29 protein-coding genes and 1 riboswitch are annotated in these 26,573 nt (G+C 35.1%); of the genes, 28 read left to right on the top strand and 1 reads right to left on the bottom strand.

All coding sequences use genetic code 11. The features are described from left to right. The first annotated feature begins 3 nt into the window (after positions 1 to 3). From C7K42_RS04925 to C7K42_RS04870, 12 genes are all read left to right on the top strand, one after another. Positions 4 to 849 (top strand): DUF368 domain-containing protein, encoded by an 846-nt coding sequence (locus tag C7K42_RS04925; RefSeq protein ID WP_014125387.1) that lies wholly within the window; start codon positions 4 to 6, stop codon positions 847 to 849. A 165-nt stretch (positions 850 to 1,014) separates the two neighbouring features. Then, positions 1,015 to 2,850 (top strand): DNA primase, encoded by a 1,836-nt coding sequence (dnaG, locus tag C7K42_RS04920; protein ID WP_014125386.1) that lies wholly within the window; start codon positions 1,015 to 1,017, stop codon positions 2,848 to 2,850. A gap of 24 nt (positions 2,851 to 2,874) precedes the next feature. Continuing rightward, a complete protein-coding gene (rpoD, locus tag C7K42_RS04915) occupies positions 2,875 to 3,981 on the top strand; it encodes an RNA polymerase sigma factor RpoD (RefSeq protein ID WP_103083813.1) in 1,107 nt (368 codons plus the stop codon). A gap of 250 nt (positions 3,982 to 4,231) precedes the next feature. Further along, positions 4,232 to 4,939, top strand: a complete 708-nt coding sequence (locus C7K42_RS04910) for an AzlC family ABC transporter permease (protein WP_014125384.1) — start codon at positions 4,232 to 4,234, stop codon at positions 4,937 to 4,939. Then, on the top strand, positions 4,926 to 5,249 hold the full coding sequence (locus tag C7K42_RS04905; protein ID WP_014125383.1) for an AzlD domain-containing protein: 324 nt from the start codon (positions 4,926 to 4,928) through the stop codon (positions 5,247 to 5,249). The genes C7K42_RS04910 and C7K42_RS04905 overlap by 14 nt, the downstream gene beginning before the upstream one ends. A gap of 15 nt (positions 5,250 to 5,264) precedes the next feature. Beyond that, the gene (locus tag C7K42_RS04900; RefSeq protein WP_014125382.1) at positions 5,265 to 6,128 is read left to right on the top strand and encodes a CvfB family protein; all 864 of its coding nucleotides are present in this window, start codon (positions 5,265 to 5,267) and stop codon (positions 6,126 to 6,128) included. A 100-nt stretch (positions 6,129 to 6,228) separates the two neighbouring features. Next, positions 6,229 to 6,687 (top strand): ferric iron uptake transcriptional regulator, encoded by a 459-nt coding sequence (fur, locus tag C7K42_RS04895; RefSeq protein ID WP_014125381.1) that lies wholly within the window; start codon positions 6,229 to 6,231, stop codon positions 6,685 to 6,687. Between the two features lie 249 nt (positions 6,688 to 6,936). Then, positions 6,937 to 7,827 carry a site-specific tyrosine recombinase XerD gene (gene xerD / locus C7K42_RS04890; protein ID WP_014125380.1) on the top strand — a complete coding sequence of 297 codons (891 nt, stop codon included), beginning with the start codon at positions 6,937 to 6,939 and terminating at the stop codon, positions 7,825 to 7,827. A gap of 38 nt (positions 7,828 to 7,865) precedes the next feature. Further along, positions 7,866 to 8,633 (top strand): segregation/condensation protein A, encoded by a 768-nt coding sequence (locus C7K42_RS04885; protein WP_014125379.1) that lies wholly within the window; start codon positions 7,866 to 7,868, stop codon positions 8,631 to 8,633. Next, the gene (scpB, locus tag C7K42_RS04880; protein ID WP_014125378.1) at positions 8,626 to 9,216 is read left to right on the top strand and encodes an SMC-Scp complex subunit ScpB; all 591 of its coding nucleotides are present in this window, start codon (positions 8,626 to 8,628) and stop codon (positions 9,214 to 9,216) included. The genes C7K42_RS04885 and scpB overlap by 8 nt, the downstream gene beginning before the upstream one ends. After that, positions 9,217 to 9,939 (top strand): pseudouridine synthase, encoded by a 723-nt coding sequence (locus C7K42_RS04875; RefSeq protein ID WP_014125377.1) that lies wholly within the window; start codon positions 9,217 to 9,219, stop codon positions 9,937 to 9,939. Positions 9,940 to 9,989: 50 nt separating this feature from the next. Then, positions 9,990 to 10,113: riboswitch (FMN riboswitch) on the top strand. 133 nt (positions 10,114 to 10,246) lie between these two features. Then, positions 10,247 to 10,849 (top strand): ECF transporter S component, encoded by a 603-nt coding sequence (locus C7K42_RS04870; RefSeq protein ID WP_103099695.1) that lies wholly within the window; start codon positions 10,247 to 10,249, stop codon positions 10,847 to 10,849. 207 nt (positions 10,850 to 11,056) lie between these two features. Here the strand turns inward: C7K42_RS04870 and C7K42_RS04865 are convergent, their stop codons facing one another. Next, on the bottom strand, positions 11,057 to 11,272 hold the full coding sequence (locus tag C7K42_RS04865) for a ferredoxin (protein ID WP_014125375.1): 216 nt from the start codon (positions 11,270 to 11,272) through the stop codon (positions 11,057 to 11,059). Positions 11,273 to 11,299: 27 nt separating this feature from the next. Here C7K42_RS04865 and C7K42_RS04860 point away from each other — a divergent pair, with 27 nt between their 5' ends. The 16 genes from C7K42_RS04860 (at position 11,300) to apf (ending at position 26,322) form a co-directional block, all read left to right on the top strand. Next, positions 11,300 to 12,310 carry a YpbB family protein gene (locus C7K42_RS04860; protein WP_014125374.1) on the top strand — a complete coding sequence of 337 codons (1,011 nt, stop codon included), beginning with the start codon at positions 11,300 to 11,302 and terminating at the stop codon, positions 12,308 to 12,310. Continuing rightward, positions 12,304 to 13,716 carry a RecQ family ATP-dependent DNA helicase gene (locus C7K42_RS04855; RefSeq protein WP_061840633.1) on the top strand — a complete coding sequence of 471 codons (1,413 nt, stop codon included), beginning with the start codon at positions 12,304 to 12,306 and terminating at the stop codon, positions 13,714 to 13,716. Before C7K42_RS04860 ends, C7K42_RS04855 begins: the two co-directional genes overlap by 7 nt. A 56-nt stretch (positions 13,717 to 13,772) precedes the next feature. Then, complete coding sequence (locus tag C7K42_RS04850) at positions 13,773 to 14,537, top strand: SAG1386/EF1546 family surface-associated protein (protein ID WP_061840632.1); 765 nt, start codon at positions 13,773 to 13,775, stop codon at positions 14,535 to 14,537. A 73-nt stretch (positions 14,538 to 14,610) separates the two neighbouring features. Beyond that, positions 14,611 to 15,297 carry a (d)CMP kinase gene (gene cmk / locus C7K42_RS04845; RefSeq protein WP_014125371.1) on the top strand — a complete coding sequence of 229 codons (687 nt, stop codon included), beginning with the start codon at positions 14,611 to 14,613 and terminating at the stop codon, positions 15,295 to 15,297. After that, on the top strand, positions 15,294 to 15,698 hold the full coding sequence (locus C7K42_RS04840) for a DUF4430 domain-containing protein (protein WP_014125370.1): 405 nt from the start codon (positions 15,294 to 15,296) through the stop codon (positions 15,696 to 15,698). The genes cmk and C7K42_RS04840 overlap by 4 nt, the downstream gene beginning before the upstream one ends. 175 nt (positions 15,699 to 15,873) lie before the next feature. Next, positions 15,874 to 17,091 carry a 30S ribosomal protein S1 gene (gene rpsA, locus C7K42_RS04835; RefSeq protein ID WP_014125369.1) on the top strand — a complete coding sequence of 406 codons (1,218 nt, stop codon included), beginning with the start codon at positions 15,874 to 15,876 and terminating at the stop codon, positions 17,089 to 17,091. A 225-nt stretch (positions 17,092 to 17,316) separates the two neighbouring features. Beyond that, the gene (der, locus tag C7K42_RS04830) at positions 17,317 to 18,627 is read left to right on the top strand and encodes a ribosome biogenesis GTPase Der (protein ID WP_103099694.1); all 1,311 of its coding nucleotides are present in this window, start codon (positions 17,317 to 17,319) and stop codon (positions 18,625 to 18,627) included. Positions 18,628 to 18,812: 185 nt separating this feature from the next. After that, positions 18,813 to 19,142: an HU family DNA-binding protein gene (locus tag C7K42_RS04825; protein WP_157978101.1), complete on the top strand. Its 330-nt coding sequence runs from the start codon at positions 18,813 to 18,815 to the stop codon at positions 19,140 to 19,142. Positions 19,143 to 19,377: 235 nt separating this feature from the next. Continuing rightward, positions 19,378 to 20,415, top strand: coding sequence for a hypothetical protein (locus C7K42_RS04820; RefSeq protein WP_014125366.1), 1,038 nt, complete (start codon positions 19,378 to 19,380; stop codon positions 20,413 to 20,415). A gap of 9 nt (positions 20,416 to 20,424) precedes the next feature. Continuing rightward, positions 20,425 to 21,684 (top strand): tetratricopeptide repeat protein, encoded by a 1,260-nt coding sequence (locus C7K42_RS04815; protein WP_014125365.1) that lies wholly within the window; start codon positions 20,425 to 20,427, stop codon positions 21,682 to 21,684. Between the two features lie 4 nt (positions 21,685 to 21,688). Beyond that, a complete protein-coding gene (locus C7K42_RS04810; RefSeq protein WP_014125364.1) occupies positions 21,689 to 22,255 on the top strand; it encodes a YpiB family protein in 567 nt (188 codons plus the stop codon). A 161-nt stretch (positions 22,256 to 22,416) separates the two neighbouring features. Beyond that, positions 22,417 to 22,731: a nucleotide pyrophosphohydrolase gene (locus tag C7K42_RS04805; protein ID WP_178891833.1), complete on the top strand. Its 315-nt coding sequence runs from the start codon at positions 22,417 to 22,419 to the stop codon at positions 22,729 to 22,731. A 24-nt stretch (positions 22,732 to 22,755) separates the two neighbouring features. Further along, on the top strand, positions 22,756 to 23,964 hold the full coding sequence (locus C7K42_RS04800; protein WP_103083625.1) for a CCA tRNA nucleotidyltransferase: 1,209 nt from the start codon (positions 22,756 to 22,758) through the stop codon (positions 23,962 to 23,964). Between the two features lie 129 nt (positions 23,965 to 24,093). Beyond that, positions 24,094 to 24,549, top strand: coding sequence for a hypothetical protein (locus C7K42_RS04795; RefSeq protein ID WP_103083624.1), 456 nt, complete (start codon positions 24,094 to 24,096; stop codon positions 24,547 to 24,549). Positions 24,550 to 24,631: 82 nt separating this feature from the next. Beyond that, complete coding sequence (locus tag C7K42_RS04790; protein WP_103099693.1) at positions 24,632 to 25,396, top strand: DNA/RNA non-specific endonuclease; 765 nt, start codon at positions 24,632 to 24,634, stop codon at positions 25,394 to 25,396. Between the two features lie 353 nt (positions 25,397 to 25,749). Then, a complete protein-coding gene (gene apf / locus C7K42_RS04785; RefSeq protein WP_061840623.1) occupies positions 25,750 to 26,322 on the top strand; it encodes an aggregation-promoting factor in 573 nt (190 codons plus the stop codon). The last annotated feature ends 251 nt before the right edge of the window (positions 26,323 to 26,573 follow it).

Genomic DNA, 26,573 nt, shown 5'->3' with positions numbered 1-26,573 from the left:
CTAATGAAAAATGAAACTCGGCCAGCGCAATTCGGTACTAAAGACTGGATTTTACGTTTTGTTAAAGGAATGTTTATTGGCTCTGGTTTTATTTTACCAGGTGTTTCTGGTGGTGCTTTAGCCGCAATATTTGGTATTTATGAACGAATTATTGGTTTTTTAGCTCATATTACAAGAAATTTCAAAGAAAATGTTTTATTTTTTCTTCCCGTTGGTTTAGGTGGACTTACTGGAATATTTATCTTATCTTTTGCCGTTAGTTTTTTATTAGGTAGTTATGCAAGTATTATTTTATGGTTTTTTGTTGGTTGCATCGTCGGAACCGTCCCAGCTCTATGGAATGAAGCAGGAAAAAAGGGACGTTCTAAGCGAGAAATTATTATCTTAACCATTAGTTTTATAGCAGCAACTATCTTTTTATGGAAAGGTGCTAGTTTATTTACAGAAGTTCCGCAAAACACATGGACCTGGATGCTTGCAGGTTTTCTGATTGCTTTAGGCGTAATTGTCCCTGGTTTAAGTCCGTCCAACTTTCTTATTTACATGGGTATGTATAAAGCGATGGCAGATGGTTTTAAAACTTTAGACCTTAGCGTCATTATTCCTATTGGCATTGGTGGTGTTATCACTGTTTTGAGTTTATCTAAGGTGATTGATTATATATTTAGTAAAGCTTACCCACAGCTGTTTCACTTTATTATGGGTGTCGTTTTTGCTTCCACGATTATGATTATACCCACAGATTATAATGATTTTGGTGTTTTAGACTATGGCGCTTGTGTATTAATGCTAGTGTTGGGAGCAGCTTTGGGTGCTTGGATGAGTCGGTTAGAAGAGCGGTATAAATAGTTGAAATCAAGCTAGCAACTGTGAGCAAAAGATTTGTAAAATGTGGAGAATATGATATAATAGTACATGTAGAAAACTGTCTATTTTTTAATCGCACTGATATAATGTTGGTGCGATTTTTTACCGATAGAACAGCTCATCGATTTCTATAGGAGGTGAGTAAATGTGGCGAGAATTCCGCAACAAGTGATTGATGACGTCCGTGAAAAAACGAATGTCGTTGATGTTATTGGACAATATGTGCAACTGAAAAAATCTGGCAGTAAAAATTACTCGGGGCTTTGTCCGTTTCATAATGAAAAAACGCCATCGTTTTCTGTTGCTGAGGATAAGCAGTTTTATTATTGTTTTGGTTGCGGTCGTGGTGGTAATGTTTTTTCTTTTATTCAAGAGATTGAAGGTCTTTCTTTTGTTGAATCAGTCATAAAAGTGGCTGAATTAGAAGGTATTGAAGTTGCGGAAAAGTATCAAGATGTTTCAGGTGAAAATGAGGTAAATTCCAAGCAACAACAATTGATTCAAATGCATGAAAAAGCAGCTGAAGTTTATCATCATATGTTGGTAAATACTGCTGCAGGTGAAGCGGCGCTCGATTATTTGCATAAAAGAGGCTTGGATGATCAGTTAATAGAAGAATTTAATATCGGTTTTGCTCCTAATCAACGTGATTTTTTGTCTCGTGTTTTTCAAAATGAGTCATTAAATACGGAGGCTTTCCCTGAAACTGGGTTATTTGTAGAACGCGAAAATGGAGATTTAGCCGATCGTTTTTATCAGCGAATTATGTTTCCTATTCGCAATTATCAAGGAAAGACTGTTGGGTTTTCGGGGCGTTTTTTTGCAACTGAAGATTTTGATGATAAAGAACAGCCAAAGTATTTAAATTCACCTGAAACAACGCTGTTTAACAAACGTGAAATTTTATTTAACTTTGATAAGGCACGTAGTAGTATACGTAAAAACGGCACAGTTTACTTGTTTGAAGGTTTTATGGATGTACTCGCAGCTTATCGTTCAGGAGCAACAAACGGGATTGCTTCAATGGGAACTAGTTTAACAAATGAGCAAATTGCTGCAGTGACCCGACTTGCGCAAGAGCTAGTTCTTTGTTATGACGGTGATGAAGCCGGTGTTGCTGCAACAGATCGAGCGATTGGTCATTTACAAGAATCAAGTCACATTGATCTATCAGTGATAAGTGTTCCAGAAAAACTTGACCCAGATGAATATGTAAAAAAATATGGGCAAGAGGCTTTTATGAAGTTACTTGAGCATGGAAAAGAAACTGTATTTTCTTTTAAAATGCGTTATCGACGTATGAATAAAAATATGTCAAACGAAAAAGAACAAGTTGACTATGTACAAGAATTACTCCATGACTTATTAAATGTAGATTCTTTGATTGAGCAAGACCGATATTTAACACAGTTGTCTACGGAGTTTCAGATTTCTAGAGAGACTTTACAACAGCAGTTACGTGATTTAAGGCAACAACAAAGAAGTAAAAAACAAACACCTAAGCAAGCAGATGTTCCTCCTGTGCAAGAAGCGTCTCAAAGTTCACAAAAAAAGACGCAAGTACAAAAAGCAGAGGAATTATTACTATATCGTTTGTTTAATGATGAAACACTTAATCAGCGTTTTAAACAGGCGCAAGTCACATTTGTTCACGAAATTTATCAAGAGTTATATATGCTTTTTGATGCTTATATAGAAAGCGAAGGTGAATTTGTTCTAGCAAAGTTTTTGGATTTTCTAAAAGATGATCAGCGTTTGCGCAATATTGTTAGTACAATCGCCAGTTTAGATGTGCCAGAAGAAGGAAGTCAACAAGAATTTGAAGACTTACTGACAGTTATACAGTCATCAAGTCTGGTAGAAGAAATTAAAGACAAAAGAATTAGACAGCAAGAAGCTAGCCAAAAAGGTAATCAACAATTAGAATTAGATTTAGCGGTTGAAATTATCAATCTTACTAAAAAGTTAAAGCAAGCCAAGTAGCAGCATCGAAGGAGGACTTCTTTTATGGCAGAAGAAACAAAAGTTAAATACGAAACAGCGGTTAAGGATTTTATTAAACAAAACAAAACAAAGGGACAAGTCGTTTATGATGAATTATCTAATGCCTTAGCTACTCCTTATTCATTGGGCGCTGAAGGTATGGATAAACTGATTCAACAAGTAGAAGATGCAGGAATCAGTGTAGTAGACGAAAATGGTGAACCTTCATTACGAAGCTTAAAAACTACTGAAAAAGTGGAAAAAGAAAAACCTAGAGATGATCTATCAGCTCCCACAGGTGTAAAAATTAATGACCCTGTTCGTATGTACTTGAAAGAAATTGGCCGTGTTTCATTATTAACAGCTGAAGAAGAAGTTGATCTAGCCCTAAAAATCGAAGAAGGCGATCAAGAAGCAAAACAACGCTTAGCAGAAGCCAACCTTCGTTTAGTCGTTAGTATTGCAAAACGTTATATAGGACGTGGCATGCAATTTCTTGATTTGATACAAGAAGGTAACATGGGCTTGATGAAAGCTGTAGAAAAATTTGATTATCGTAAAGGATTTAAATTTTCAACCTATGCAACTTGGTGGATTCGTCAAGCTATTACACGAGCAATCGCGGATCAAGCAAGAACAATTCGTATTCCAGTCCATATGGTAGAAACGATCAATAAATTGATCCGTATTCAACGTCAATTATTACAAGACTTAGGTCGCGAACCCACACCAGAAGAAATTGGCGCGGAAATGGATTTGCCAACGGAAAAAGTTCGAGAAATACTAAAAATTGCTCAAGAACCAGTTTCCTTGGAAACACCAATTGGTGAAGAAGACGATTCTCACTTGGGAGATTTTATCGAAGACCAAGAAGCAACAAGCCCTTCTGACCATGCGGCATATGAGTTGTTAAAAGAACAATTGGAAGACGTTTTAGATATGTTAACCGACCGAGAAGAAAATGTTTTGCGTTTGCGTTTTGGTATTGATGATGGACGTACACGTACATTAGAAGAAGTAGGCAGAGTATTTGGCGTAACACGCGAAAGAATTCGTCAAATCGAAGCAAAAGCTTTACGTAAATTACGTCATCCATCTCGTTCAAAACAGTTGAAAGATTTTCTAGAATAATAAGTAAAGACTTTTAAAAGCTTATCAGGCTTTTAAAAGTCTTTTTTTTATAAAAATAGGAAAGCTATGTTGAATAAGCGGCAATGTCTCATATAAAATGAAAACGGTAGGCTATCAGCGAGGTCCTTTTAACGTATTATAATTATTTGTTCTTCACTTAATGAAAATAAGCAGAAACCCTCTTGTTTATCCTCTTTAGTTTCGATATGATGTTAAGAAAATAAAGGGTAAAACTAGAAAGGGCATTTTTATGGAAGAAGTGAAATATGAAACGTTTGTAGATGGGATGAAAGCTTGTGTACCTACGATTTTGGGCTATCTGGGGATCGGATTTGCTTTAGGTGTTGTGGGTAAAGGTGTTGGTTTATCTGTTTTTGCTATTTTTTTAATGTCTGTCATTGTTTATGCTGGCAGTGCTCAATTTATCATTTGTGGTTTAATAGCGATTCAAGCCCCTATTACTTCCATTATTGCTACGGTCTTTTTAGTAAATCTTCGTCATTTTTTGATGAGTCTTTCGGTGGCTCCTTATTTTCGTCAAGCTTCATTATTGGAAAATGTAGGCATCGGTACATTACTAACAGATGAATCTTATGGTGTTTTGACAATGGCATTAAAAAGAATGGGAAAAGTAAGTGTTGCTTGGACAAATGGATTAAATATTTGTGCTTATTTGACGTGGATTGTCGCAACAGTATTGGGAGGTCTATTAGGAAACTTTATCCCGGAACCAGAGATTTTTGGATTAGACTTTGCTTTGGTGGCAATGTTTTTAGGGCTTTTTTTATTTCAAGTGGAACTACCATTAAAAACTAAAACTAGACAAACTTTGCTTGTTCTACTGAGTGTTATTCTAGTATTATATATATTGATGTGGCTGACAACTCCTGAAATTGCAGTGATTGTTTCGGCTCTTGTAGGCTGCTTGGTGGGGGTGATAACACATGATAAGTATTGAATATTTGTATTTGATGCTAGGTTGTTTTGTCGTTACCTGGATACCTCGAATTTTACCCTTTGCTTTTGCTAAAAAAATGCAATTTCCAGAAAAATTTCGTTTGTTTCTTGATTATCTACCATTGTGTATCTTGGCGGCTTTACTCGTTCAAAACTTATTAAGTGTCCCAACAGGTAAAGCGCCTATATTAAATATTCAAGAAACAATTGCATGTATCCCTGCTCTAATTGTGGGAATTTATACAAAAGATTTGATGAAAATCGTTGTCACAGGTATTATAGCAATAGCACTTATTCGTTTTTTTGTTTAAAGGAGAAAAAATTTTATGAATGAATTACTTGCAACTGTCTTTACTGGGATCGTTACTGATGAAAATGATCATCATTACTTTGTCCAAAAAAACGGTCAAACTTTTAAGTTAAATAAAGAAGAAGGAAACCACGCTTTAGGAGAAGCAGTTGAGGGTTTTGGTTATTTGAATCAAAAAAAGGAAGCTTCTTTTACTACTGAAATCCCTAAAATTAGAAAGGGTCACTACGCTTTTGCGCCAGTGACTGATGTGCGTCGTAATTTAGGGGTGTTTGTTGATATTGGCTTACCTGACAAGGATATTGCTGTTTCTTTAGATGAACTTCCTACAATGCACGAGCTATGGCCAAAAAAAGGTGATCGTTTGATGATTGCTTTAGTTGTTGATAAAAAAGAGCGTATTTGGGCATCTTTAGCAGAGGATAAGAATTTTCAATCATTGAAAAAAATAGCGAATGAAAATATGCATAATAAAGATATTTCAGGTACAGTTTATCGTCCCAAAATTGTGGGTACTTATCTGCTAACAGATGATTATTATATAGGCTTTGTTCATCCTTCTGAAAGATATATGGAACCTCGTTTAGGAGAACATGTTTCAGGGCGGGTCATTGGTGTGCGACCAGATGGTGTATTAAATATCTCGTTAAAACCTAGAGCCTACGAAGCGATTCCTGATGATGCGGCGATGATATATGCTTATTTAAAACAAAGACCTGGACAAGAAATGCCTTATACAAACAAAACGCCTCCAGAAGATATTAAGCAATTATTTGGTATTAGTAAAGCACAATTTAAACGTGCGTTAGGACATTTGATGAAACAAGGTTTAATTGTGCAAGAAGAGGGTCTAACAAAAATGGTACAAAATTCTAATTGAGAACGCTTGTTTATTTTCTCTTTCTATTTTATACTTATTTTAAAGTTTCACTAGCTATTCTATTTTTAGATTATAATAATTATAAATAGTGGAGGTTATTATGAGTACCGTAGAAACATTGAAAAAGACCAAAAAACAACTTCATGAATCAGGATTTAAACTGACACCGCAAAGAGAAGCGACTTTACTTGTTTTGTTAGAAAATGAAAAAGATCATTTATCAGCAGAAGAAATCTTTTTCTTTGTTAAACAAAAAAATTCAGATATCGGTTTAGCTACGGTATATCGAACACTAGATATCTTAGTTGATCTAAAGATCGTAGATAAAATTAGTTTTGACGATGGGGTTGCGCGTTATGATCTTAGAAAAGAAGGAGCTAAACATTTTCATCACCACTTGCTCTGCCTTGAATGTGGAAATATTGAGGAAATTAATGAAGATCTATTAGGGAATGTGGAAGAAATTGTTGAAAAGAATTTTCATTTTGTTGTAAAAGATCATCGCCTTACTTTTCACGGAATATGTCAAAACTGTCAAAATAAAGCCAAAGAAAGCTGACATTCAGCTTTCTTTTTTGCTGTGAATCACTACGATTTAGCGACCAAGGGGAGCTAAAAGTAGATGATGAACAGTACTAGGGCGAGCGAAAGCGAGGCGTAGTGTCCTTTATTTTAGAATAAGATTTATGTCTAATGTAATTTTATTTGAAGATGAAACATATAAAGTGATAATTTTTTGCTAAATTGATTGCAGTTTCGCTTTGTTTTGTGAGATAATTCAAAAGCAAACTGAGAAGGTGGGAAATCAATGGATGAACAAGTAACAGATTATTTACACTACCTTTTGATCGAACGAGGTCTTTCTAGTAATACTAGGAAGAGTTATCAGCGAGATTTAGAGCAGTATCTTGCATTTTTACATGAAAAAGAAATTACGGATTGGCAGAATGTGGATCGTTATACGATTGTTTCTTTTTTACAGCTTTTACAAAATGAAAAAAAATCTGCAGCGACTCTAACTCGTATGGTAACAAGCTTACGGCGTTTCCATCAATTTCTTAGACAAGAGCGCTATACTGATCATGATCCGATGCAACATATTGATTCACCTAAAAAAACACAGAAACTACCTGATACACTAAGCCTTAGTGAAGTGGAACGTTTAATTGAGACACCTGACACTAAAAAAGTACTAGGTATCAGGGATCGTACAATTTTAGAAGTAATGTATGCAACAGGACTACGTGTAAGTGAATTAATTGGTTTGAAATTAAATGATTTGCACTTGGCCATGGGATTAATGCAGACTACAGGAAAAGGCGATAAGGAGCGAATTGTCCCCTTAGGTGATATGGCGATTCATTGGTTGGAAACTTACTTGGAAGAAGCACGGCCAATATTGTGCCAAAAACATCCTGAAGAGGAATACTTATTTGTGAATGGGCATGGAACAAGTCTTTCTCGTCAAGGGATTTGGAAAAACTTAAAAGCCTTGGTCTTAAAGGCAGGGATTATGAAAAATGTTACGCCCCATACTTTGCGCCATAGTTTTGCTACTCATTTGTTGGAAAATGGTGCAGATCTTCGGACCGTTCAAGAACTTTTAGGTCATGCGGATATTTCCACAACCCAGATCTATACACATATCACCAAAAAACGAATGACTGATGTGTACAAACAATATTTTCCCCGTGCTTAAATAGTTAAATGTATAAAGATAACGGATGAGGAGCAATCATGGAAGAGATTAAAGTGAAATTGGATGTATTTGAGGGACCTTTGGATCTATTATTACATTTGATTAAAACATTAGAAATAGATATTTACGATATTCCGATTGCACAAGTTACTGATCAGTATATGAACTATATTCATGCAATGGAAAGTTCGCAACTGGAAGTGGCAGGAGATTATCTTGTGATGGCAGCTACATTAATGTCTATCAAAAGTCAGATGCTTTTGCCCAAACAAGAACTAGATGATGATGAGGATACTTATGAAGAAGATCCTCGAGAAAACTTAGTTGCGCAATTACTAGAATATCGAAAATACAAATATGCAGCAGGGGAACTTTTTGAAAAAGCTGAAGAACGAAGTCATTACTTTACCAAAGAACCCATGGATATGGATGAATATAAAGACGAGGATACATCGCTTGAGGCAAATCAATTTAATACGATCGATTTATATCTAGCTTTTCAATCTATGTTAGAAAAAAAGAAAAAAAGAAAAGTGCTAAAAACAACGATCGCTGCTGATGAAACGAGTATTGATGAAAAAATACGTACAATCGAGACACAACTTTATCAGCGAAAAAATGCGCGTGGCGGTTGTTTGCTGGATAGCTTTATGGATAATTTTGAAACCAGTGAAATTGTGGTAACATTTATTGCATTATTAGAATTAGTTAAGAGCCGAAAAGTTAATGTGACGCAAAATGTTAATTACAAAGACATCCTGCTTTATCCAGTGTATGAAGATGAAGGAGAGCGTTTAAATGGATAACATGGGGAAATTAGAAGCCTTGCTTTTTGCAGCAGGTGATGAAGGGGTACGTTTAGAAGAACTGAGTTTTCTGATTAATCAGCCTGCGGCTAAAGTCTATCAGTTAATTCAGACATTAAATGAAAAATATCAAGATGATCGCAGTTCTTCCTTAAACGTTCTTGAGCTAGGGAATCATTTTGTTTTAACGGCTAAAAAAGAGTATGCGCCAATTTTAAAAGAATATGCTAAATCTCCGATAGCCAATCGCCTTTCCCAGGCAGCACTTGAAACTTTGTCGATTATTGCTTATAAACAACCTATTACTCGCATGGAAGTAGATGATATAAGAGGTGTGCAATCTTCTGGATCTGTACAAAAATTAGCAACCAATCGTCTAATTGAAGAAAAAGGACGGGTAGAAGGTCCTGGTAGGGCTATTTTGTATGGAACTACGGAATATTTTATGGATTATTTTGGATTAAAATCTATGGAAGAATTACCAGATATTCAAGCGATGGAAGAAGAGTTATCAGCTGATATACCACTTGATTTATATGCCGATCGTTACGAAGAACCAACAGAAGAAAAAGGAGATAGTTAAATGCAACGATTACAAAAAGTGATTGCCCATGCTGGTATTGCTTCTAGAAGAAAAGCAGAGGAATATATCACACAAGGGCGTGTGAAAGTTAACGGAGAAGTGGTCAAAGAGTTGGGGGTTCAGGTAGCTAAAAAAGATCAAGTTGAAGTTGATCAAGTACCTATCTACCAAGAAGAACCTGTTTACTTTATGTTTTATAAACCACGGGGCGTTATTTCTGCGGCTTCAGATGATAAAAATCGTACGGTTGTCACAGATTATTTTACAGAAGTAAAAGAACGGATTTATCCGGTTGGCCGCTTGGACTATAATACTTCTGGATTGTTGCTTTTGACAAATGACGGTGATTTTTCTCAAAAGTTAATGCATCCCAAATATGAGATAGACAAAGTCTATATTGCTAAAGTAAGTGGCATTGCAACAAACAAAAAACTATCACCTCTTAGCAAAAAAATGCATATCGAGGGGAAAACATTAGCTCCAGCAAAATTTGAAATTTTATCAAGTGATAAAAAAGCACAAACGAGTATTGTTCAATTGACCATTCATGAAGGTCGCAATCACCAAGTAAAAAATATGCTAAAAGCTTGTGGTTTTCCAGTTGAAAAATTAAAGCGTGAACGTTATGGACATCTGACACTAGAAAACTTACAAGTTGGAAAATATCGCGAATTGAATAAAAATGATGTTAATCGTTTAATTGAAGAAACAAAAATAAAATAGTTGAAATTATTGTTCGTTCATGTATAATGAAGTTGAAAAAAATAATAAAGGTTCGTCTTCAGGGGCAGGGTGCAATTCCCGACCGGTGGTAAAAGTCCACGAACTGCTTGTTACAAGTGGTTGAATCGGTGCAAATCCGATACCGACAGTACAGTCTGGATAAAGAAGATAGAGCATATTTGGTTTAGCTGACTTTTGTTAGTACAAATACTCTATTCTCCCTTGGGAAAATAGAGTATTTTTTTATTAACAATATAAAAACCAATAGGTTCGATTGAAGATGAATCCTTGAAATAGGAGGATTTATATGCACAGTAACGCTCGAAAAATGGTGACAGTAGCGATGTTTGCAGCAATGGGTTTGGTGTTACAATATATTGCGTTTCCAGTTATGCCAGCTTTTGGATTTTTAAAGATAGATTTTAGTGATATCCCAGTGATTTTGAGTATGCTTTTATTTGGACCGGTTAGTGGAATCTTGACTGCTTTTCTTCGCTCGTTTTTGCACCTTATCACAACTGGTCTTGCGCCACAAAATATTGTAGGGGATGTTGCTAGCTTTTTAGCAACAACTGTTTATTGTCTGCCAGTTTATTACTTCTTTAATAAAGGAGCAAACTTACGAAACAAAATTTCAGGAACCCTTTTAGGTATACTTTCCATGACCTTGTTTATGAGTGTTGCTAACTACTTTGTTATTACACCTTTATACTTGAGGTTTTTCCAATTATCAGTAGATGAAATGCTGGGTATGCCATTGGCAAATTATGTAGTGTTAGGAATTTTACCATTTAATTTAGTAAAAGGTGGACTGGTAAGTGCTGTATTCTTAGTTCTGCACGCTAAGTTACTCCCATGGATCAGTAGAAAACAAAATCATTCAACGCCTCATTCCTCAACCATTAAATAGAAAAAATCTTATAAAACTAACTAGCCAGTTAAACAAAAACAATGTTTAGCTGGCTATTTCTATCTATTATCAACTTGTTTCATAATGAGTAGAGAAAGAAGGTATTACTAAAAAAGGGAGACACCCCCTTAAAAAATAAATAACTAAAGGAAAATTTACTTTGACTTTATTTCAGAGAAGAAAATTTTGTGTATAATAGATATAGGATTATTTTTCTAACAAAATTGCTCTTACTGGGCATCGCTTATAAGCTTTAATGACATCTTCTTGATCTTTAACAGCGATAAACTGTTGATAGGCTTTGGGCTCTTGAGAAAACAAGACAACACCGTTATCATCATAATCAAAAACTTCTGGTGCGTATAAGGCGCATAAGCCGCAAGCGATGCAGCGTTCTGGGACAATTTTACATAATCGTGACATTTGCTCACATTCTTTCTGGAGGATTATATGGATGAATTTATTTTATCGTTGTTTATAGCAGATAACAAGTTGAAAAAAACTACTCTTTACCAGCTGTTAGTGGGAAAACACACGACTTCTGTCTTATGTTATGCTTATTTTCACGACCTTTTGCCTTTTTTTTCAGTCTTTCCTAGTTTAAAAGAAGAAGAATTTTACCAAATATTAGCAAAAATAAATAAACAAGGCTACATAAAAGAAGAAAAGCAGCAAATAAGTCTAGTAAAAAATTTGTATTCGTCTAATTTGTTACAAACGCCTGCTTTTCAACCATTGAATTTTTTTAAATTTGGAAGAAAAGAAGAAGTATGCTGGCGTTCTGTACGTTTTCTATTACAGGCGGTATCATTTTTGGGAAAAGAAACAAACTATGTTCCTCTAGAAAACGCGCCTATTTATACGCAAAGAGTTCGGACAGTCATTCACCAGTATAATGGCAATTTAGCTGATACTTTGTATCAGGAAACAGCAGAAATACTAGAAGTTTTATCAGAAGAACATGCGGATTTATTAGCACAAACACTTTCAGGTTACCAGCAAGAAGGGGCGGCCTTTTTTCAATTAGTGGCGGATAAATACACACAATATCCATGGTTGGATCTATATAAATCGGCAGCGATCCATCATTTTTTAGCTCAAATGATTAAGCATCCAGAGTATTTATTATATAAGTTTTTACGTCCTTTTCTTTTGCAAAATTATAACCAAAGTATGTTAAAAACTCGCAAGTTAATTCAGCAAGGATGGTCTCTTGATAAAGTGATGCAACAGCGAAAATTAAAAAAAGGTACGATTCAAGATCATCTGATAGAATGGGCGCTAGCAGATTCAGCCTTTCCTTTTTCCAACTTTTTCTCACAAAAAACTCAAAAAGAGTTAGAAAAATTGCCCATAAATTCTTTTGCTTATCCCTTTAAAGAATTAAAAGGGGACTTTAATGCAAGTTTTTTGGAAATTCGACTCTATCAAATATGGAGGAAAAAAGAATCACTATGTTAGAAGAAACATTATATCGTTACTTTCGCTATAAAAGTTTTCGTCCTGGTCAAAAAGAAACGATAAATTCATTACTAGAAGGAAACGACAGTTTAGCTATACTTCCAACTGGTACAGGAAAGAGCCTTTGTTATCAGCTGCCTGCATATTTAAGAGAGGGCACAGTACTGATCGTTACTCCTTTAATTTCTTTGATGGAAGATCAACTGGCTTCTTTACAAAGAAATGGTGAAAAACGAGGCGTGCTTTTAAATGGTAATTTGAATGAACAAGAGAAAATGTATGTATTGGACCATTTTTCTAGTTATAAATTTGTTTTTTTAAGCCCGGAAATGCTTATGCAGGAAAAAATATTATCAAAATTACAACTTTATCATATTGCTTTATTTGTTGTTGACGAGGCCCATTGCATTTCGCAGTGGGGAATTGATTTTCGACCTGAATATAGGAATTTAAAACAAGCTAAAAAACGTCTACATAACCCTGTGACGCTAGCTTTGACAGCAACAGCTACTGATGAGGTAAAAACAGAAATAAAAAACTTATTGTTAAGTAAAAATACTGTAGAACACTGCTATTCTGTCGATCGTCCTAATGTCTCCTTGTCTGTCATACATACACAGGCAAAATTGACGGATTTGAAAAAACTGCTGGATAAAGCTTACGGTTCAGTACTTATTTATTGCGCAACAAGAAAAAAAGTAGAGGAAGTCTATGATCGCTTAAAAAACGATTATATTATCGGCTACTATCATGGTGGATTGGATAGCAGCCAGAGAAGACTTCTGCAGGAACAATTTATTAATGATCAGCTACAAATCTTAGTCTGTACAAATGCGTTTGGTATGGGCGTTGATAAATCTGATATTCGTTTAGTGATTCATTATGAACTACCTGATAGCTTAGAAAATTATATGCAAGAGATTGGTAGAAGTGGTCGCGATCAAAAACCTAGCAACGCAGTTCTTTTATATCAAGAAAAAGATGAAAAAATTCATCATTTTATGCAGCAACAAGCACAACAAGAGCGTCAATTTTTTGAATTTTATTTAGATCAGCAATTACTGAGCAAATTAACCGAGCTGCAAGAAAAATGGTTACAACAAATTAAAGTTTCAGACCAAGATAGTTTTCTTACACAATTGAGACAAAACGAAACAGAAAAGCAGAAAAAACTTAAACAAATGCTTGATTATATTTATTTTGATGGCTGTAGGCGAGAATTTTTATTGAGTTATTTTGGAGAAACATTAACAAAAATTCCTGAAAGGTGTTGTGATTTTCATGGAATAAAAGAAGTAATTGATGATAAAAAGGAATACTGTTTTTCGGTAAATAAAACACACTGGCAAGAAATTTTACTAAAAATGTTTAAAGAAGAAAATTCACAACAATTTAGGAAGACATAAAGAGACAACATATGGTATAATACAGCGGAAAGATAGTGAGTGGGAGGTCATTTAAAGTGAGTAGAAGAGATAGAAGAAATAAAGAATCACAAGGGCAAGAACCATGGGAACAACCCATCTATGATACAGAAAATGAGGATGAAAATTCATCGCGTTCTCAACAACGTCAACAAAAGAAAGGAAGTAGCGGCTTTTTAACGATTGTTGTCGTTTTATTGGTTTTAATTATTGCTGTACCAACTGTTGCTGGTTTATGGGTGATGAGTCGTAATAATGATACTGAAACTGTTGCTAACACCGAACAGACTTCGACAAGTACAACTGAGTCAACGACATCAACAACTACAGAAGAGTCTTCGACAGAAAGTAGTTCCACTGAGGAAAGTTCTTCTGAAGAGCCAGAAGAAAACGAAGATGAGCAAGTTGCTGAAGATGACCAACAAGCAGCTGGGAATCAAGATCAACAACAAGCTGCAGAAGATGACCAACAAGCCGCGCAAGATCAAGGGCAACAAGGCCAAGGGCAAGAAGGTCAAAATCAACAAGATCAAAATCAAGGACAAGGTCAACAGGGCCAAGGACAAGGTCAACAAGCTCAAAATCAAGGACAAGGTCAACAAGACCAAGGCCAAGATCAAGATCAACAAGGCCAACAAGATGATCAAGAAGGCGGCGAAGGTTATGCGACAGTTCAATCTGGGGATGGATTACAACAAGTAGCTGAAAGAAATGGAATGAGCGTAGAAGAACTTGCCGAATTAAACGGGATGGATCCAAGTAATTTCCATATAAATCCTGGACAAGAGTTAAGAACTAGATAAAAAAGCCGCTCATGCGGTTTTTTTATCTATCTATAAACTTTAAAATTTTCAAGTTTAGGCGAGGAGAAACGACATGCATGAAATCAATATAGCTATTGACGGTCCAGCATCTTCTGGAAAAAGTACAGTTGCTAAAATTATCGCACGAGATTTTGGGTTTATTTATACGGATACAGGGGCGATGTACCGCAGTGTTACTTATTTGGCTTTAAAATATCAAGTATCTTTTACAGATGAAATGGCCCTGGTTGAATTAATTAAAAATTATCCAATTACTTTTAAGCAAACAGAATACGGACAACTAGTATTTGCAAATGGTCAAGATATTACAAAAGCGATTCGTGAACCTGAAGTAACCAATAATGTTTCTGAGGTTTCAGCTTTTCCTAGCGTCCGCGCTCATTTAGTTAAAGCACAACAAGAGATTGCTAAACCAGGGGGTGTGGTGATGGATGGAAGAGATATTGGCACAACGGTCCTTCCAGAGGCTGAGGTAAAAATTTTTTTAGTTGCTTCAGCTCGTGAGCGAGCAAAAAGGCGCTATAAGGAGAACCAATCCAAAGGAATAGAAAGTGATTTTGAAACCTTAAAAAAAGAAATTGAACAACGTGATTATACTGATTCACACCGCAACGCTTCTCCATTGAGACAAGCTGAAGATGCCATTTTAGTTGATACAACTGGGATGTCCATCGATGAAGTGGTGACGGCGATCAAAAGCGTGGTAAAAGAAAAAAAGTGTAAGGGGGAATTTGGATGAAGAAAAAGTTTGTCGCAGGTATTGCTTTTTTCAGTGCTTTGTTTATCGTTGGTTGTTCAAACGAACAAGATGCAGCTGACACAAGTGAAGCCACAAGCCAAACAAGCCAAGCACAAGAAGAAATTACCGCGACAGTTGAGATCGAAGATGAAGATCAAACGGTCGATGAAAAAGAAATAGAGACAACAACAGATGAAACACTCATGGAAGTTATGCAAGATAATTTTGATATTGAAGAAGATAGTGGTATGATTACAACAATTGAAGACATCGAACAAGATGAGGGCGAAAACATGTATTGGACATACACTATCAATGATGAAATGGTCAATACTGGCGCTGATGAAACCACGCTAGAAGATAACGATCAAGTTGTCTTTACTTACGATAAAATGGAATAGTTATAAGTGATAAAATTATTTCAGATAAATGATGTGATTAATTTGTAAGAAGCCTGTGAAATGTAAATTCAGACTTTCAATAAAAATATACAGAAATCGCTTTATTTTTTTATTATTATAGCATAGACTAAAGAGTGAAGTGTTTTTTAAATCGTTGGTTAGGAGGACATAAGTTATGACAGAATTTGAAAATAATAACTTTGAAGAAAACGGTGGAACGATGGAAGATGCGTTAAATGCTGTTCACGATGTAAAAGTTGGGGACATTGTAAAAGGTGAAGTGCTTGCTTTAGAAGATAGACAAGCGATCATCGGAATTGAAGGTACAGGTGTTGAAGGTGTAGTTCCTGCTAAGGAATTATCGACTTTACCTGTCGAAGACATCAATGAGGTAGTAAAAGTTGGAGATGTGCTTGATCTTGTCGTTATTTCATCCATTGGAAAAGACAAGGAAAATGGTAGTTATTTACTTTCCAAACGTCGTCTTGATGCGAAAAAGGTTTGGGAAGAAATTGAAGAAAAATACCAAAATGGTGAAACAATTGAAGCCCCAGTAACAAACGTTGTTAAAGGTGGTCTTGTTGTTGACGTAGGTGTACGTGGTTTTGTGCCAGCTTCTATGGTTGAAGACTACTTTGTTGACGATTTTAATGAATATAAAGGAAAAACATTAGAATTCAAAATTATCGAAATTGAACCTTCAGAAAATCGCTTGATTTTATCACATAAGGCGATTGTCGAAGAAGAAAAAGAACAGAAGAAAGCAGAACTACTTGCTTCTATTTCAGAAGGTGATGTCATCGAAGGGACAGTGGCTCGCTTAACTGATTTTGGCGCCTTTATCGATCTAGGTGGCATTGATGGCTTAGTTCATGTTTCTGAAATTTCACACTCACATGTGGGTAAACCTAGTGATGTGTTGAGTGTTGGCGATAAGGTGAATGTAGCAGTTCTATCAGTCGATCCAACGACCGAACGTGTTTCTTTATCCATTAAAGATACATTACCTGGTCCTTGGACTGATATTGAAGAAAAAGCACCTAAAGGAGCTGTTTTAGAAGGCACTGTAAAACGTTTAACAAGTTTTGGTGCTTTTGTCGAAGTATTCCCAGGCGTAGAAGGCTTAGTTCATATTTCGCAAATTTCGCATAAGCATATTGCGACACCGCATGAAGTGTTATCAGAAGGCGATCAAATCCAAGTGAAAGTCTTAGATGTTAACCCTGAAGAACACCGTATTGCTTTAAGCATTAAGGCACTGGAAGAAAAACCGGAAGAAACAGAAGAATCATATGAACCTGAACCTGAAGATTATCAAGACACTGAAGATGGATCAGGATTTACTATGGGCGATATTTTGGGTGAAACATTAAAGGATGACGAAGAAGAGTAGCTATCACGCTCTTATAAAAAGGCTGTTTTAAACAGTCTTTTTTTTATGAAAAAATGAAATATTTAAGAATGCTTGCAACTTTAAGTTTCATTGGGTACACTGGTTAAGTTAAAAAAGTTATCGCATAACGAAAAAGGAAGTTGCGTATTTTTATCGTTTCGGCTATAAGTGCTAGCTATTTTCGTATACAAAATTCGTTGTGCAGTTCAAGATGGAGGGAAGAAAATGGCAAATCCAACGATAGCGATTGTTGGCCGACCAAATGTTGGAAAGTCAACAATTTTTAACCGAATTGCTGGAGAACGTATTTCGATAGTAGAAGATACACCAGGCGTAACTCGAGATCGTATTTATACAAAAGGTGAGTGGCTAAACCAGGAATTTAACATTATCGATACAGGTGGTATTGATTTAAGCGATGAACCGTTTAAAGATCAAATTAAACACCAAGCAGAGATTGCTATTGAAGAAGCTGATGTCATCCTTTTTGTCACGAGCGTTCGTGAAGGGGTAACAGATGCAGATGAAACAGTAGCGCGTATTTTATATCAAAGTAATACACCAGTAGTATTAGCAGTTAACAAAGCAGATAATCCTGAACTGCGTAACGATGTTTTTGATTTTTATACCTTAGGGCTAGGAGATCCCTATCCAATTTCAGGTAGTCATGGTATTGGTTTGGGCGATGTTTTAGATGAAGTTGTCAAGTATTTTCCTGAAGAAGAAAGCAACAAAGATGAATCAATGATTTATTTTAGTTTAATTGGTCGACCAAATGTGGGGAAATCTTCTTTGATCAATGCGTTATTAGGGGAAAATCGCGTTATTGTTTCAGAGATCGAAGGGACAACGCGTGATACGGTTGATACTCGCTTTGTCAGCGAAAGTGGCCAAGAATTCACTATGATAGATACTGCTGGCATGCGTAAACGCGGAAAAGTTTATGAAAAAACAGAAAAATACAGTGTAATGCGTGCGATGACAGCTATTGATCGTTCAGATGTGGTTTTAATGGTCTTAAATGCAGAAGAAGGGATACGAGAACAGGACAAGAAGGTTGCTGGCTATGCGCACGAAGCAGGCCGTGCGATTATAATTGTCGTAAATAAATGGGATTTATTAAAGAAAAAAACGGATACCATGCAGAAATTTGAAGAAAAGATTCGAAATGAATTTTTATATCTAGATTATGCGCCAATTATCTTTGTCTCAGCAGAAACAAAGCAAAGATTAAATCAGCTTCCTGATTTAATTGAACGCGTCGGGATGAATCAGAACCTTCGTGTCCCGTCGTCTATCTTAAATGACGTCATTATGGATGCTGTAGCAATTAATCCAACACCCACTGATAAAGGTAGGCGTTTGAAAATCTTTTATGCAACACAAGTGGCAGTGAAGCCACCAACTTTTGTGGTTTTTGTGAACGATGAAAATCTGATGCATTTTTCTTATGCTCGCTTTTTAGAAAATCAAATTCGTCGAGCATTTGAATTTGAAGGAACCCCTATACGGATTATTCCACGTAAGAGAAAGTAAAGATTCTACCACAGTTTTTGGCTTTTGGCAAAAGAATATCTTTTTTTCTAAATAAATAGCAAAAAAAGAAAAAAATAGCCTCAAAATGGCGAAAATCCTTGATATTAAAAGGTTCTTATGATAACTTTATAACAGAATATTGATCGAATATATCAATATTTGTCACGGGATTTTGAGTTATTCAAATGAACGTGATTTATACCGAAACATCATTATATTTTCAGGAGGTGATTCCATCCATGGCAAATAAAGCAGAATTAATCGAAAAAGTTGCAGAAGCGACTGATTTGACTAAAAAGGACGCAACTGCAGCAGTTGATGCTGTGTTCACAACGATTCAAGATTCTCTAGCTAGCGGCGAAAAAGTTCAATTGATCGGTTTTGGTAACTTCGAAGTACGTTCTCGCGCAGAACGCAAAGGACGTAACCCACAAACTGGTGAAGAAATTAAAATCCCAGCAAGCAAAGTACCAGCATTCAAACCTGGTAAAGCTTTAAAAGACGCTGTAAAATAAAACTTGTATCTTAAAAGACCCTTGATCTCTCAAGGGTCTTTTTGTTAACCAAATTTGCAGACTCAAGTCCTGCCAAAAAAAGGGTAAAACTTTGGCTTTTGTCCATCAATTAAGAAAATGAAGGTGTACCTTTTTTATCTAAGTTTCCCTGCCTTTTTGTTTAAATGATGAAATTTCTCAAACGAACTATATTCGTGATATAATAAATATACGTAAACAAAGGCGGGGAAGACCTATGCAATTAACCTACCAAAGACAAGATTTAACCACACAGATCACTTATGGCAAGCCTCTTGCAAGGAGTATCGATGATGTACTGCCAGATAATAGGCATGTGATTATTTTAACCAATCAACGTTATTATGATCAATTCTTTCAAAAGATTCAGCAGGCATTTCCTACAAATGATATTGATTGGTATATTGCACGCAATCAGCTATATTGTAATCATTTAGAAGAAATGACGGAATTCTTGCAGTTTTTAGGTAGGTTTCCTTCATCAGAAAGATACCTTTTCATTGCTTTTGGTAATGAAGGCGTTGTACAATTAACTGGCTTTTTACAGCGTACCGTAATGTTGTCGGGAGAATTTTGGGTTATTCCACCATCTTTTCGCTCTTTTTTCAGTGCATTGGTCGAAAATAAAATGATTTGTAAAGAGCCTTATAATGAGTTGTTACAACAAAAAAATTTACCAACACATATTTTTTTAGATCAAACGATTATGCAAAAACAAAATGATGGGAAACTGGTTGATTTACAAATGTTTATTCAAGCTGGCTTAGTTAGTGGTTATGCATTTTTACATCAATTGTTTAAAAATTTTCCGTCACAAAAACAATTACATACTGCCTCTTTTATGGCTTTTGTTGAACATATGACAAGATTATATGAAACGCAGGCTTTAGCCATAACTTCTTATGGCACTATATTTGAAAAAGCTTTTTATTTAACGGAAAATGGACATCTACTGTCGGCTTATATGAAACGCTTTTTAGGCTTGCTTTTGCAATTATTTTGGAATTTAGAAATTAATGACTCGACTTTTCGAGTAGAAAATTTTATGGTTTGGTTAAAAAAACTTGGGTATCCCATTGAGTTGCCTGAACAGTTGTCGATTAGTGAATATTTAGAAAATGTACTTACGTTACAAGAAGATCAGAAACTGTCCGTTCTATCGGAAATTGGGGAAACTGGTGCTTCTTGTTTTGCTAATGAAAAGACAATGATAAGGGCGGTAGAACGTTATCAGAAAATTATTTCAAAGATTTGAGGAGAATATATGACATATAGTGAAAAAATGTTAGATGCTTTAGATCAAGAGGACTTTGCTGAGGCACAGTTACAATTAAATCAAGCAATCAAAGAAGATAATGAGGATATTTTAGAAGAATTGGGAGAGTCATTACTTTCAATTGGATTTTTAGAAGAAGCAAAACAGGTTTTTGAAAATTTAAAATCACGCCATCCTGAGCAAAAAGAAAACAATCTGCCGCTAGCTGAAATTGCTGTTGAAAATAATGAGACAGATGCAGCGTTGGAACTATTAGAAGAAATTGGTTCTGATAGTGAATTATATCCGCAAGCTTTGTTGGTTACAGCAGATTTATATCAAGTTTTGGGCATTCCGGAAGTCAGTGAAAGCAAGTTAAAAGAAGCTTCTCGTATTCTTCCTGATGAACCACTGATTCAATTTGCTTTAGCAGAGCTATATCTATCTATGGATCGTTTTAACGAAGCAGCATTTATCTATCAACATTTATTAGAACTTGGTGAAGAAGAAATCAATAATGTGTCAATTAAAGAACGCTTGGGAACAACGCTTAGTTTAGAAGGAGATTTTGAAAATGCTGCTGAGTATTTGGAAGCTTCTCTAGAAGAAGGAGAAACTGACGAACGTCTTTTCCAAACGGCTTTTGTTTATCGGCAGTTAAAAGATAACGACAAATCGATACGTTATTTGCAAGAATTGCGTGAATTAAATCCGCAATATCGAGCTTTGTACCTTCCATTAGCTGAAAGCTTACAAGAAGAAGAATTGGTTGAAGAAGCACAAACGGTTATTGAAGAAGGCATTCAAGAAAATCCTTATCAAGTGGATTTATACCATTTTGCTTCTGAGAATAGTTATAGGTTACACGATGCTAAAAAAGCAGAAGATTATTTATTACAGGCTTTAGAACTAGGAGAAAAGACGGAAGAAACACTTTTAACGCTTAGTAATTTGTATATCAATGAAGAACGTTTTGAAGAAGCGATAAAAACAGTGAAGCAAATGGAAGACACGCAAAATCCATACGCTTTATGGAACTTAGCTCATGCTTATAATGAATTGGAAGATTTTGAGCAAGCTGGTCAGTATTACGAACAGGCTAGCGTTGAATTAAAGCACGAGCCTGATTTTATGAAAGAATACGGTATTTTCTTGCGTGAAGAAGGACGCTTAGAAGAAGCAAAATCTTATCTTTCACATTATCTTGAACATGAACCTGGAGATATGGAAGCTGAATCAATTTTGGATGATTTATCAGAAAGATGGTGAAAGTATGGAAATTCCTACACTAGATAAAAGACGTTTTTTAAATTGGCTAGTTTCTCATGAGTTTTTTGCAAAAAGAGAAGTTCCTTGGATATTAAACTACTTAGCCAATCACGAACCTATCTTAAAACATGTTCACTTTGTTGAAAAAGCTAGACGGACGCCTAGAGGAATCTCGATTTGTTCTCGTCATTTTTATGGTGAGCCTATCGCTTTATTTATTGATGGGGAAATGTTTAAAGATAGTGATCAGATTTTTCATGAAATACGTTTGAATTGGCAAGATCCCCTCTATCTTGAAATACAGTTTGATAATGCCTGGAACAATGAACTGTACTTAGGCGTGTTGGAAGACAATCCATATTACCGTTGGAATGATAATATGGACGATCAAACCTTGACTAGAATAAAACATTATTTTAGAGAAGAAACTATCCAAGCAGAAATAACAGAATTGTATCAGCAAATTGATCTAGCACTAGAAAGTGACGATCAAGCGACCTTTATGGAGCTTTCGCAAAAAGTAAATCATTTAATTGCACAAAAGCAAAAGGGAGTAAATAATCATTCATAGCAAATAAAGCTCTTGTCACGCTGGATAAAAGGTGGGAATGAGCTTTTTTTGTATTTTGATAGACTTTCCTTTTCTAGGAATTTTAAAGTACTTTTGCTAAAATAGAAAAGAAAACATTAAAAGGAGGCCTTCCATTGTCTGATAATTACACTTTAACAGCTATGCAAAAAGAAGTAGATCAATATATCCAACAATTCAAGTCAGGTTATTTTACCCCTTTAGCGCAAATGGCGCGTCTTACTGAAGAGGTTGGTGAACTGGCCAGAGAAGTGAACCATTATTATGGCCAAAAGCAAAAAAAGCTTTCGGAAGCACCGAATACTGTCGAAGAAGAATTGGGCGATATATTATTTGTTACAATGATTATGGCAAATTCATTAGATGTTGATTTAACTGAAGTGTTTGAAAAAAATATGGCAAAATTCAATCATCGAGATCATAATCGTTTTGAAAGAAAAGATGAAAAACAAGAATGAAAGTATGTAGGAAAGGGCTAAGAAATGAAACTAAGAGAAATTCCAACTGAGTATCAACAAGCATTACCGATTCTAAAAAAGATCGAAAAAGCGGGACATGAAGCTTATTTTGTGGGTGGTAGTGTGCGTGATGTTTTATTAAATCAGCCCATTCATGACGTTGATATCGCAACAAGTGCTTTTCCGGCCGAAATTAAACAAATTTTTCCTAAGACAATTGACGTAGGAATCGAACACGGGACAGTTTTGGTGTTAGAAAAAGCAGGACAATATGAAATCACAACTTTTAGAACAGAATCAGCTTATCAAGATTTTCGTCGTCCAGACCATGTTGAATTTGTTCGTTCGTTAAAAGAAGATTTGAAACGTCGTGATTTTACTATTAATGCTTTTGCTATCAGAGAAAATGGTGAAATCATTGATTTATTTGCTGGTCTAAAAGACTTAGACCAGCATGTTTTACGAGCAGTGGGCGATCCTCACGAGCGCTTTTTTGAAGATGCTTTACGTATGATGCGGGGGTTGCGCTTTGTCAGCCAATTAGGGTTTGATTTAGAAAACGAAACTTTTACTGCCATTAAAGAAAACCATCAACTATTAAAAAAAATATCTGTTGAACGTATTAATGTAGAATTTGTAAAGTTTTTACTAGGAGACTACAGAAAAAAAGGTTTACAAGCTCTTGTCAAAAGTCAATGTTTCGAATATTGTCCTGGTTTAGCAGGTATGGGCGAAAGACTGTTGGCTTTTTCCAAATTACCAGAAAAAGTTATAAAAAATGAGAGCCAAGCTTGGGTTTTGTTGATCGACCAATTAGCTATGGAAGAAAAAGATATCCGTCCTTTTTTGAAAAGCTGGAAATGCTCAAATGAATTAATTAAAACCGTTCAAGCGGTGTTTTATGGCTTACAAGCTCGAAAAAAAGCAAACTTTTCAGTTGATTTGTTATACGAGTTAGGTGAAAACTATGCTATCTTGGTAGAGGAATTACTTCCATTTTATGGTTTGACAGCAGATCTTGCAAAAGTACAAGCTGATTATCACATGCTAGCGATTCATTCTTTAAAGGATTTAGCTGTTAATGGAAATGACTTGATGAATTATTTTGCTAAAAAACCGGGAAGTTGGTTGAAAGAGCAGTTAACTTATCTAGAAAGTGCTGTCTTACACCGTCATGTTTCAAACACAAAAGAAGAATTATTACATTTAGCTAAAGAAAAAATGGAAAAATAGTAATGAATCAAGTAAAAGACTAGTTTTAGATAAACGTCTAGTCTTAACCGCTGTATTTACCTTGACTGAGCTTTGTGCTAAACTTAGATTGTAAGATTATTAACAAACAAGATAAGGGAGGATTTGGAAATGGCAAGACAAATGAAAGCTTTAAAATTATTCTTTCGTAATGGCGAAACTTGGACGATCGATCGTCGGCACATCGGAGATTTATGGATCAAGCAAGTAACGACTAGTTATGGGAGAATTAACGGTAGTGATTTTGTAGAAATTCATCCTTGTGCTGCTTTTAAAATGGAGGTTTACCAAGAAGGAGATCATGTTGCGACTTCTGATATCAACTTAGGTGGCCTAGAAATGGGAATGTTTTCTCGCGCATTAAAATATGAAGATATTGAATATATGCGAATTGTATATCAAAACGGCGAACCTGATACAGTATATTTCCCATATAAGGATAAAGATGAAGAAGGATTAGACAATGTAAATCAAACAACAAAAGTCAGTGAAACGACAAAAAATCTTTATGTTGTCATTGATCCTGAAAATACAGTGGATGATATCTACAGTGATTATTTAGTTTAAGTACTTTAAATGGCGAGAATCTATCAATAGATCCTCGCTGTTTCTTTGTAAAATATATTATGTTAATTGAAAGAGAACAAAAATGGCATACAAACGGAAAAAAACAAGACCTAAAACAGTTAAAGCACTGCTTAGCTCGCTAGTGCTTCTTCTATTATTTACGGCAACTGCTGGCAATGTTGACTTGTCAAAGATTGATTTTAACGATTTTGGTTCCGTAGTTGAAGCATTTGAAACGCAAAATAACACGGCTGATTATTCGCAATTAGAGAATTTACCTGAATATAATGGAGAAGACGAGCTTGTTACTTTAAATAAAGATCAACCATTTTTTACTGAAGAAGAGTTGTCGCTAGAAGAAGGCGCTTGGCAAAGTTTTTCTAATTTAGATAGGATGAACCGAGTTGGACCAGCAAACGCTATGCTACATAAGAAAATGATGCCTGAACAAGAGCGGGGCGATATTTCAGAAGTCTATCCTTCAGGTTGGAAGCAAAAGAAAATCGCTGGCGGACAGTGGTTGTATAATCGCTCGCATCTCATTGGTTTTCAGCTAACAGGAGAAGACGATAACTGGAAAAATTTATTTACCGGTACCCAACAAATGAATCAAGGGCCAATGAGAGAATATGAGAAAGAAGTAGCAGATTATTTAAAAGAAACGCAACATCATGTTCGTTATCGCGTAACACCTTTATTTAAAGAAAATGATCTGGTACCTAGAGGAATTGAGATGGAAGCACAAAGTATCGAAGATGATCAACTTCAATTTAATGTTTATATCTACAATATACAAGATAGCTACCAAATTAATTATGAAACAGGTACTTCTAAAAAAGATTCATAGTAATGCAATAAAAAAAGTTTCAAAAAGATAGTAAAAAAACATTTTTTTGAAACTTTTTTTATGATTAATGTTACAAGAAATATAATATAAAATATATAAATTAAAATAAAATTCCTTTAAGATTTTTTTATAAAAACATTAATTAATTAGCGTTTTATTGAATTATAATTGTTGAAAACAGTTCGGTAAAAATAACATAGTTATTTTTTAATTTATAGTTTTTGTCATCTTTTTTAACAAATTGTAATGAATTGTTACGATTTTTTTACACATGAAATACAAATCAATGGTAAATTATCAATTGTAGCGCAAAGCACAACATTAATTAAAAAAATTTTGGAGGACAATGAAAAATGAAATTTAGTAAGACTTTAGTTTTTAGTACAGTATTGGCAGCAGGAGCAACATTAGCATTTGGCGCAAGCGATGTAAATGCAGACGAAACTTACACTGTTAAACCAAACGATTCATTATCAAAAATTTCAATGAAGTTTGCTGGTGACAACAGTTTAGTGAATAAAATTGCAGAAGACAATGATATTGAAAACTCAAATATGATTTTTGTAGGGACTCAATTAACCATTGCAACAGATGGTTCTTCTAGCAATGAAGCTCCTGTACAACAAGAAGCTCCTAAGCAAGAATCAGCGCCTAAACAACAAGCTGCACCTAAACAAACATCAAGTTCAAAACAATCTTCAGGAGAATCATCTTCTGCAAAAGCTTGGATTGCAAATAAAGAATCTAGTAATTCCTACTCAGCTACTAATGGACGTTACATTGGTAAATATCAACTGGATTCATCTTACTTGAATGGTGACCACTCTCCAGCAAACCAAGAAAAAGTTGCTGATCAATATGTTAACAGTCGTTATGGTGGCTGGGATGCTGCTAAAACTTTCTGGCAAGCAAATGGCTGGTACTAATAAGTCGAATAAATAATCATTTTAAAGTCTTATCTTCGGGTAAGGCTTTTTTTATTACATAAAAATATGAAATATCCATAAGGGTTTATTACTTTTGTTAAATATATCCAGTTAATGTTGAATGAGAAGCAATAGGCATAGAAATAGAAAATCACTGTTGTATTAGAGGAAAAATATTACGTACTAGTTATCTATATTAAAAAAAAACTGCTAAATAACCAGGAGTGATTATTTAGCAGATGAATGTTTTT

Origin of the sequence: Tetragenococcus halophilus subsp. halophilus DSM 20339 (genome assembly GCF_003841405.1) — a bacterium.
GTDB lineage: Bacteria > Bacillota > Bacilli > Lactobacillales > Enterococcaceae > Tetragenococcus > Tetragenococcus halophilus.
The sequence above is the reverse complement of the archived record's forward strand: the minus strand, read 5'-3'. Positions and strand labels throughout refer to the sequence as shown.

Excerpts from the sequence above, each read along its gene's own strand:
- C7K42_RS04815 (WP_014125365.1), top strand. The coding sequence starts at position 20,425 with ATGACATATAGTGAAAAAATGTTAGATGCTTTAGATCAAGAGGACTTT.
- scpB (WP_014125378.1), top strand. The coding sequence starts at position 8,626 with ATGGATAACATGGGGAAATTAGAAGCCTTGCTTTTTGCAGCAGGTGAT.
- apf (WP_061840623.1), top strand. The coding sequence starts at position 25,750 with ATGAAATTTAGTAAGACTTTAGTTTTTAGTACAGTATTGGCAGCAGGA.
- C7K42_RS04925 (WP_014125387.1), top strand. The coding sequence starts at position 4 with ATGAAAAATGAAACTCGGCCAGCGCAATTCGGTACTAAAGACTGGATT.
- C7K42_RS04905 (WP_014125383.1), top strand. The coding sequence starts at position 4,926 with ATGATAAGTATTGAATATTTGTATTTGATGCTAGGTTGTTTTGTCGTT.
- C7K42_RS04865 (WP_014125375.1), bottom strand. The coding sequence starts at position 11,272 with ATGTCACGATTATGTAAAATTGTCCCAGAACGCTGCATCGCTTGCGGC.
- C7K42_RS04860 (WP_014125374.1), top strand. The coding sequence starts at position 11,300 with ATGGATGAATTTATTTTATCGTTGTTTATAGCAGATAACAAGTTGAAA.
- C7K42_RS04855 (WP_061840633.1), top strand. The coding sequence starts at position 12,304 with ATGTTAGAAGAAACATTATATCGTTACTTTCGCTATAAAAGTTTTCGT.
- cmk (WP_014125371.1), top strand. The coding sequence starts at position 14,611 with ATGCATGAAATCAATATAGCTATTGACGGTCCAGCATCTTCTGGAAAA.
- C7K42_RS04810 (WP_014125364.1), top strand. The coding sequence starts at position 21,689 with ATGGAAATTCCTACACTAGATAAAAGACGTTTTTTAAATTGGCTAGTT.
- C7K42_RS04820 (WP_014125366.1), top strand. The coding sequence starts at position 19,378 with ATGCAATTAACCTACCAAAGACAAGATTTAACCACACAGATCACTTAT.
- C7K42_RS04805 (WP_178891833.1), top strand. The coding sequence starts at position 22,417 with ATGCAAAAAGAAGTAGATCAATATATCCAACAATTCAAGTCAGGTTAT.
- C7K42_RS04875 (WP_014125377.1), top strand. The coding sequence starts at position 9,217 with ATGCAACGATTACAAAAAGTGATTGCCCATGCTGGTATTGCTTCTAGA.
- der (WP_103099694.1), top strand. The coding sequence starts at position 17,317 with ATGGCAAATCCAACGATAGCGATTGTTGGCCGACCAAATGTTGGAAAG.
- C7K42_RS04840 (WP_014125370.1), top strand. The coding sequence starts at position 15,294 with ATGAAGAAAAAGTTTGTCGCAGGTATTGCTTTTTTCAGTGCTTTGTTT.
- C7K42_RS04910 (WP_014125384.1), top strand. The coding sequence starts at position 4,232 with ATGGAAGAAGTGAAATATGAAACGTTTGTAGATGGGATGAAAGCTTGT.
- C7K42_RS04885 (WP_014125379.1), top strand. The coding sequence starts at position 7,866 with ATGGAAGAGATTAAAGTGAAATTGGATGTATTTGAGGGACCTTTGGAT.
- C7K42_RS04900 (WP_014125382.1), top strand. The coding sequence starts at position 5,265 with ATGAATGAATTACTTGCAACTGTCTTTACTGGGATCGTTACTGATGAA.
- C7K42_RS04870 (WP_103099695.1), top strand. The coding sequence starts at position 10,247 with ATGCACAGTAACGCTCGAAAAATGGTGACAGTAGCGATGTTTGCAGCA.
- rpoD (WP_103083813.1), top strand. The coding sequence starts at position 2,875 with ATGGCAGAAGAAACAAAAGTTAAATACGAAACAGCGGTTAAGGATTTT.
- fur (WP_014125381.1), top strand. The coding sequence starts at position 6,229 with ATGAGTACCGTAGAAACATTGAAAAAGACCAAAAAACAACTTCATGAA.
- C7K42_RS04800 (WP_103083625.1), top strand. The coding sequence starts at position 22,756 with ATGAAACTAAGAGAAATTCCAACTGAGTATCAACAAGCATTACCGATT.
- C7K42_RS04795 (WP_103083624.1), top strand. The coding sequence starts at position 24,094 with ATGGCAAGACAAATGAAAGCTTTAAAATTATTCTTTCGTAATGGCGAA.
- rpsA (WP_014125369.1), top strand. The coding sequence starts at position 15,874 with ATGACAGAATTTGAAAATAATAACTTTGAAGAAAACGGTGGAACGATG.
- xerD (WP_014125380.1), top strand. The coding sequence starts at position 6,937 with ATGGATGAACAAGTAACAGATTATTTACACTACCTTTTGATCGAACGA.
- C7K42_RS04790 (WP_103099693.1), top strand. The coding sequence starts at position 24,632 with ATGGCATACAAACGGAAAAAAACAAGACCTAAAACAGTTAAAGCACTG.
- C7K42_RS04825 (WP_157978101.1), top strand. The coding sequence starts at position 18,813 with ATGAACGTGATTTATACCGAAACATCATTATATTTTCAGGAGGTGATT.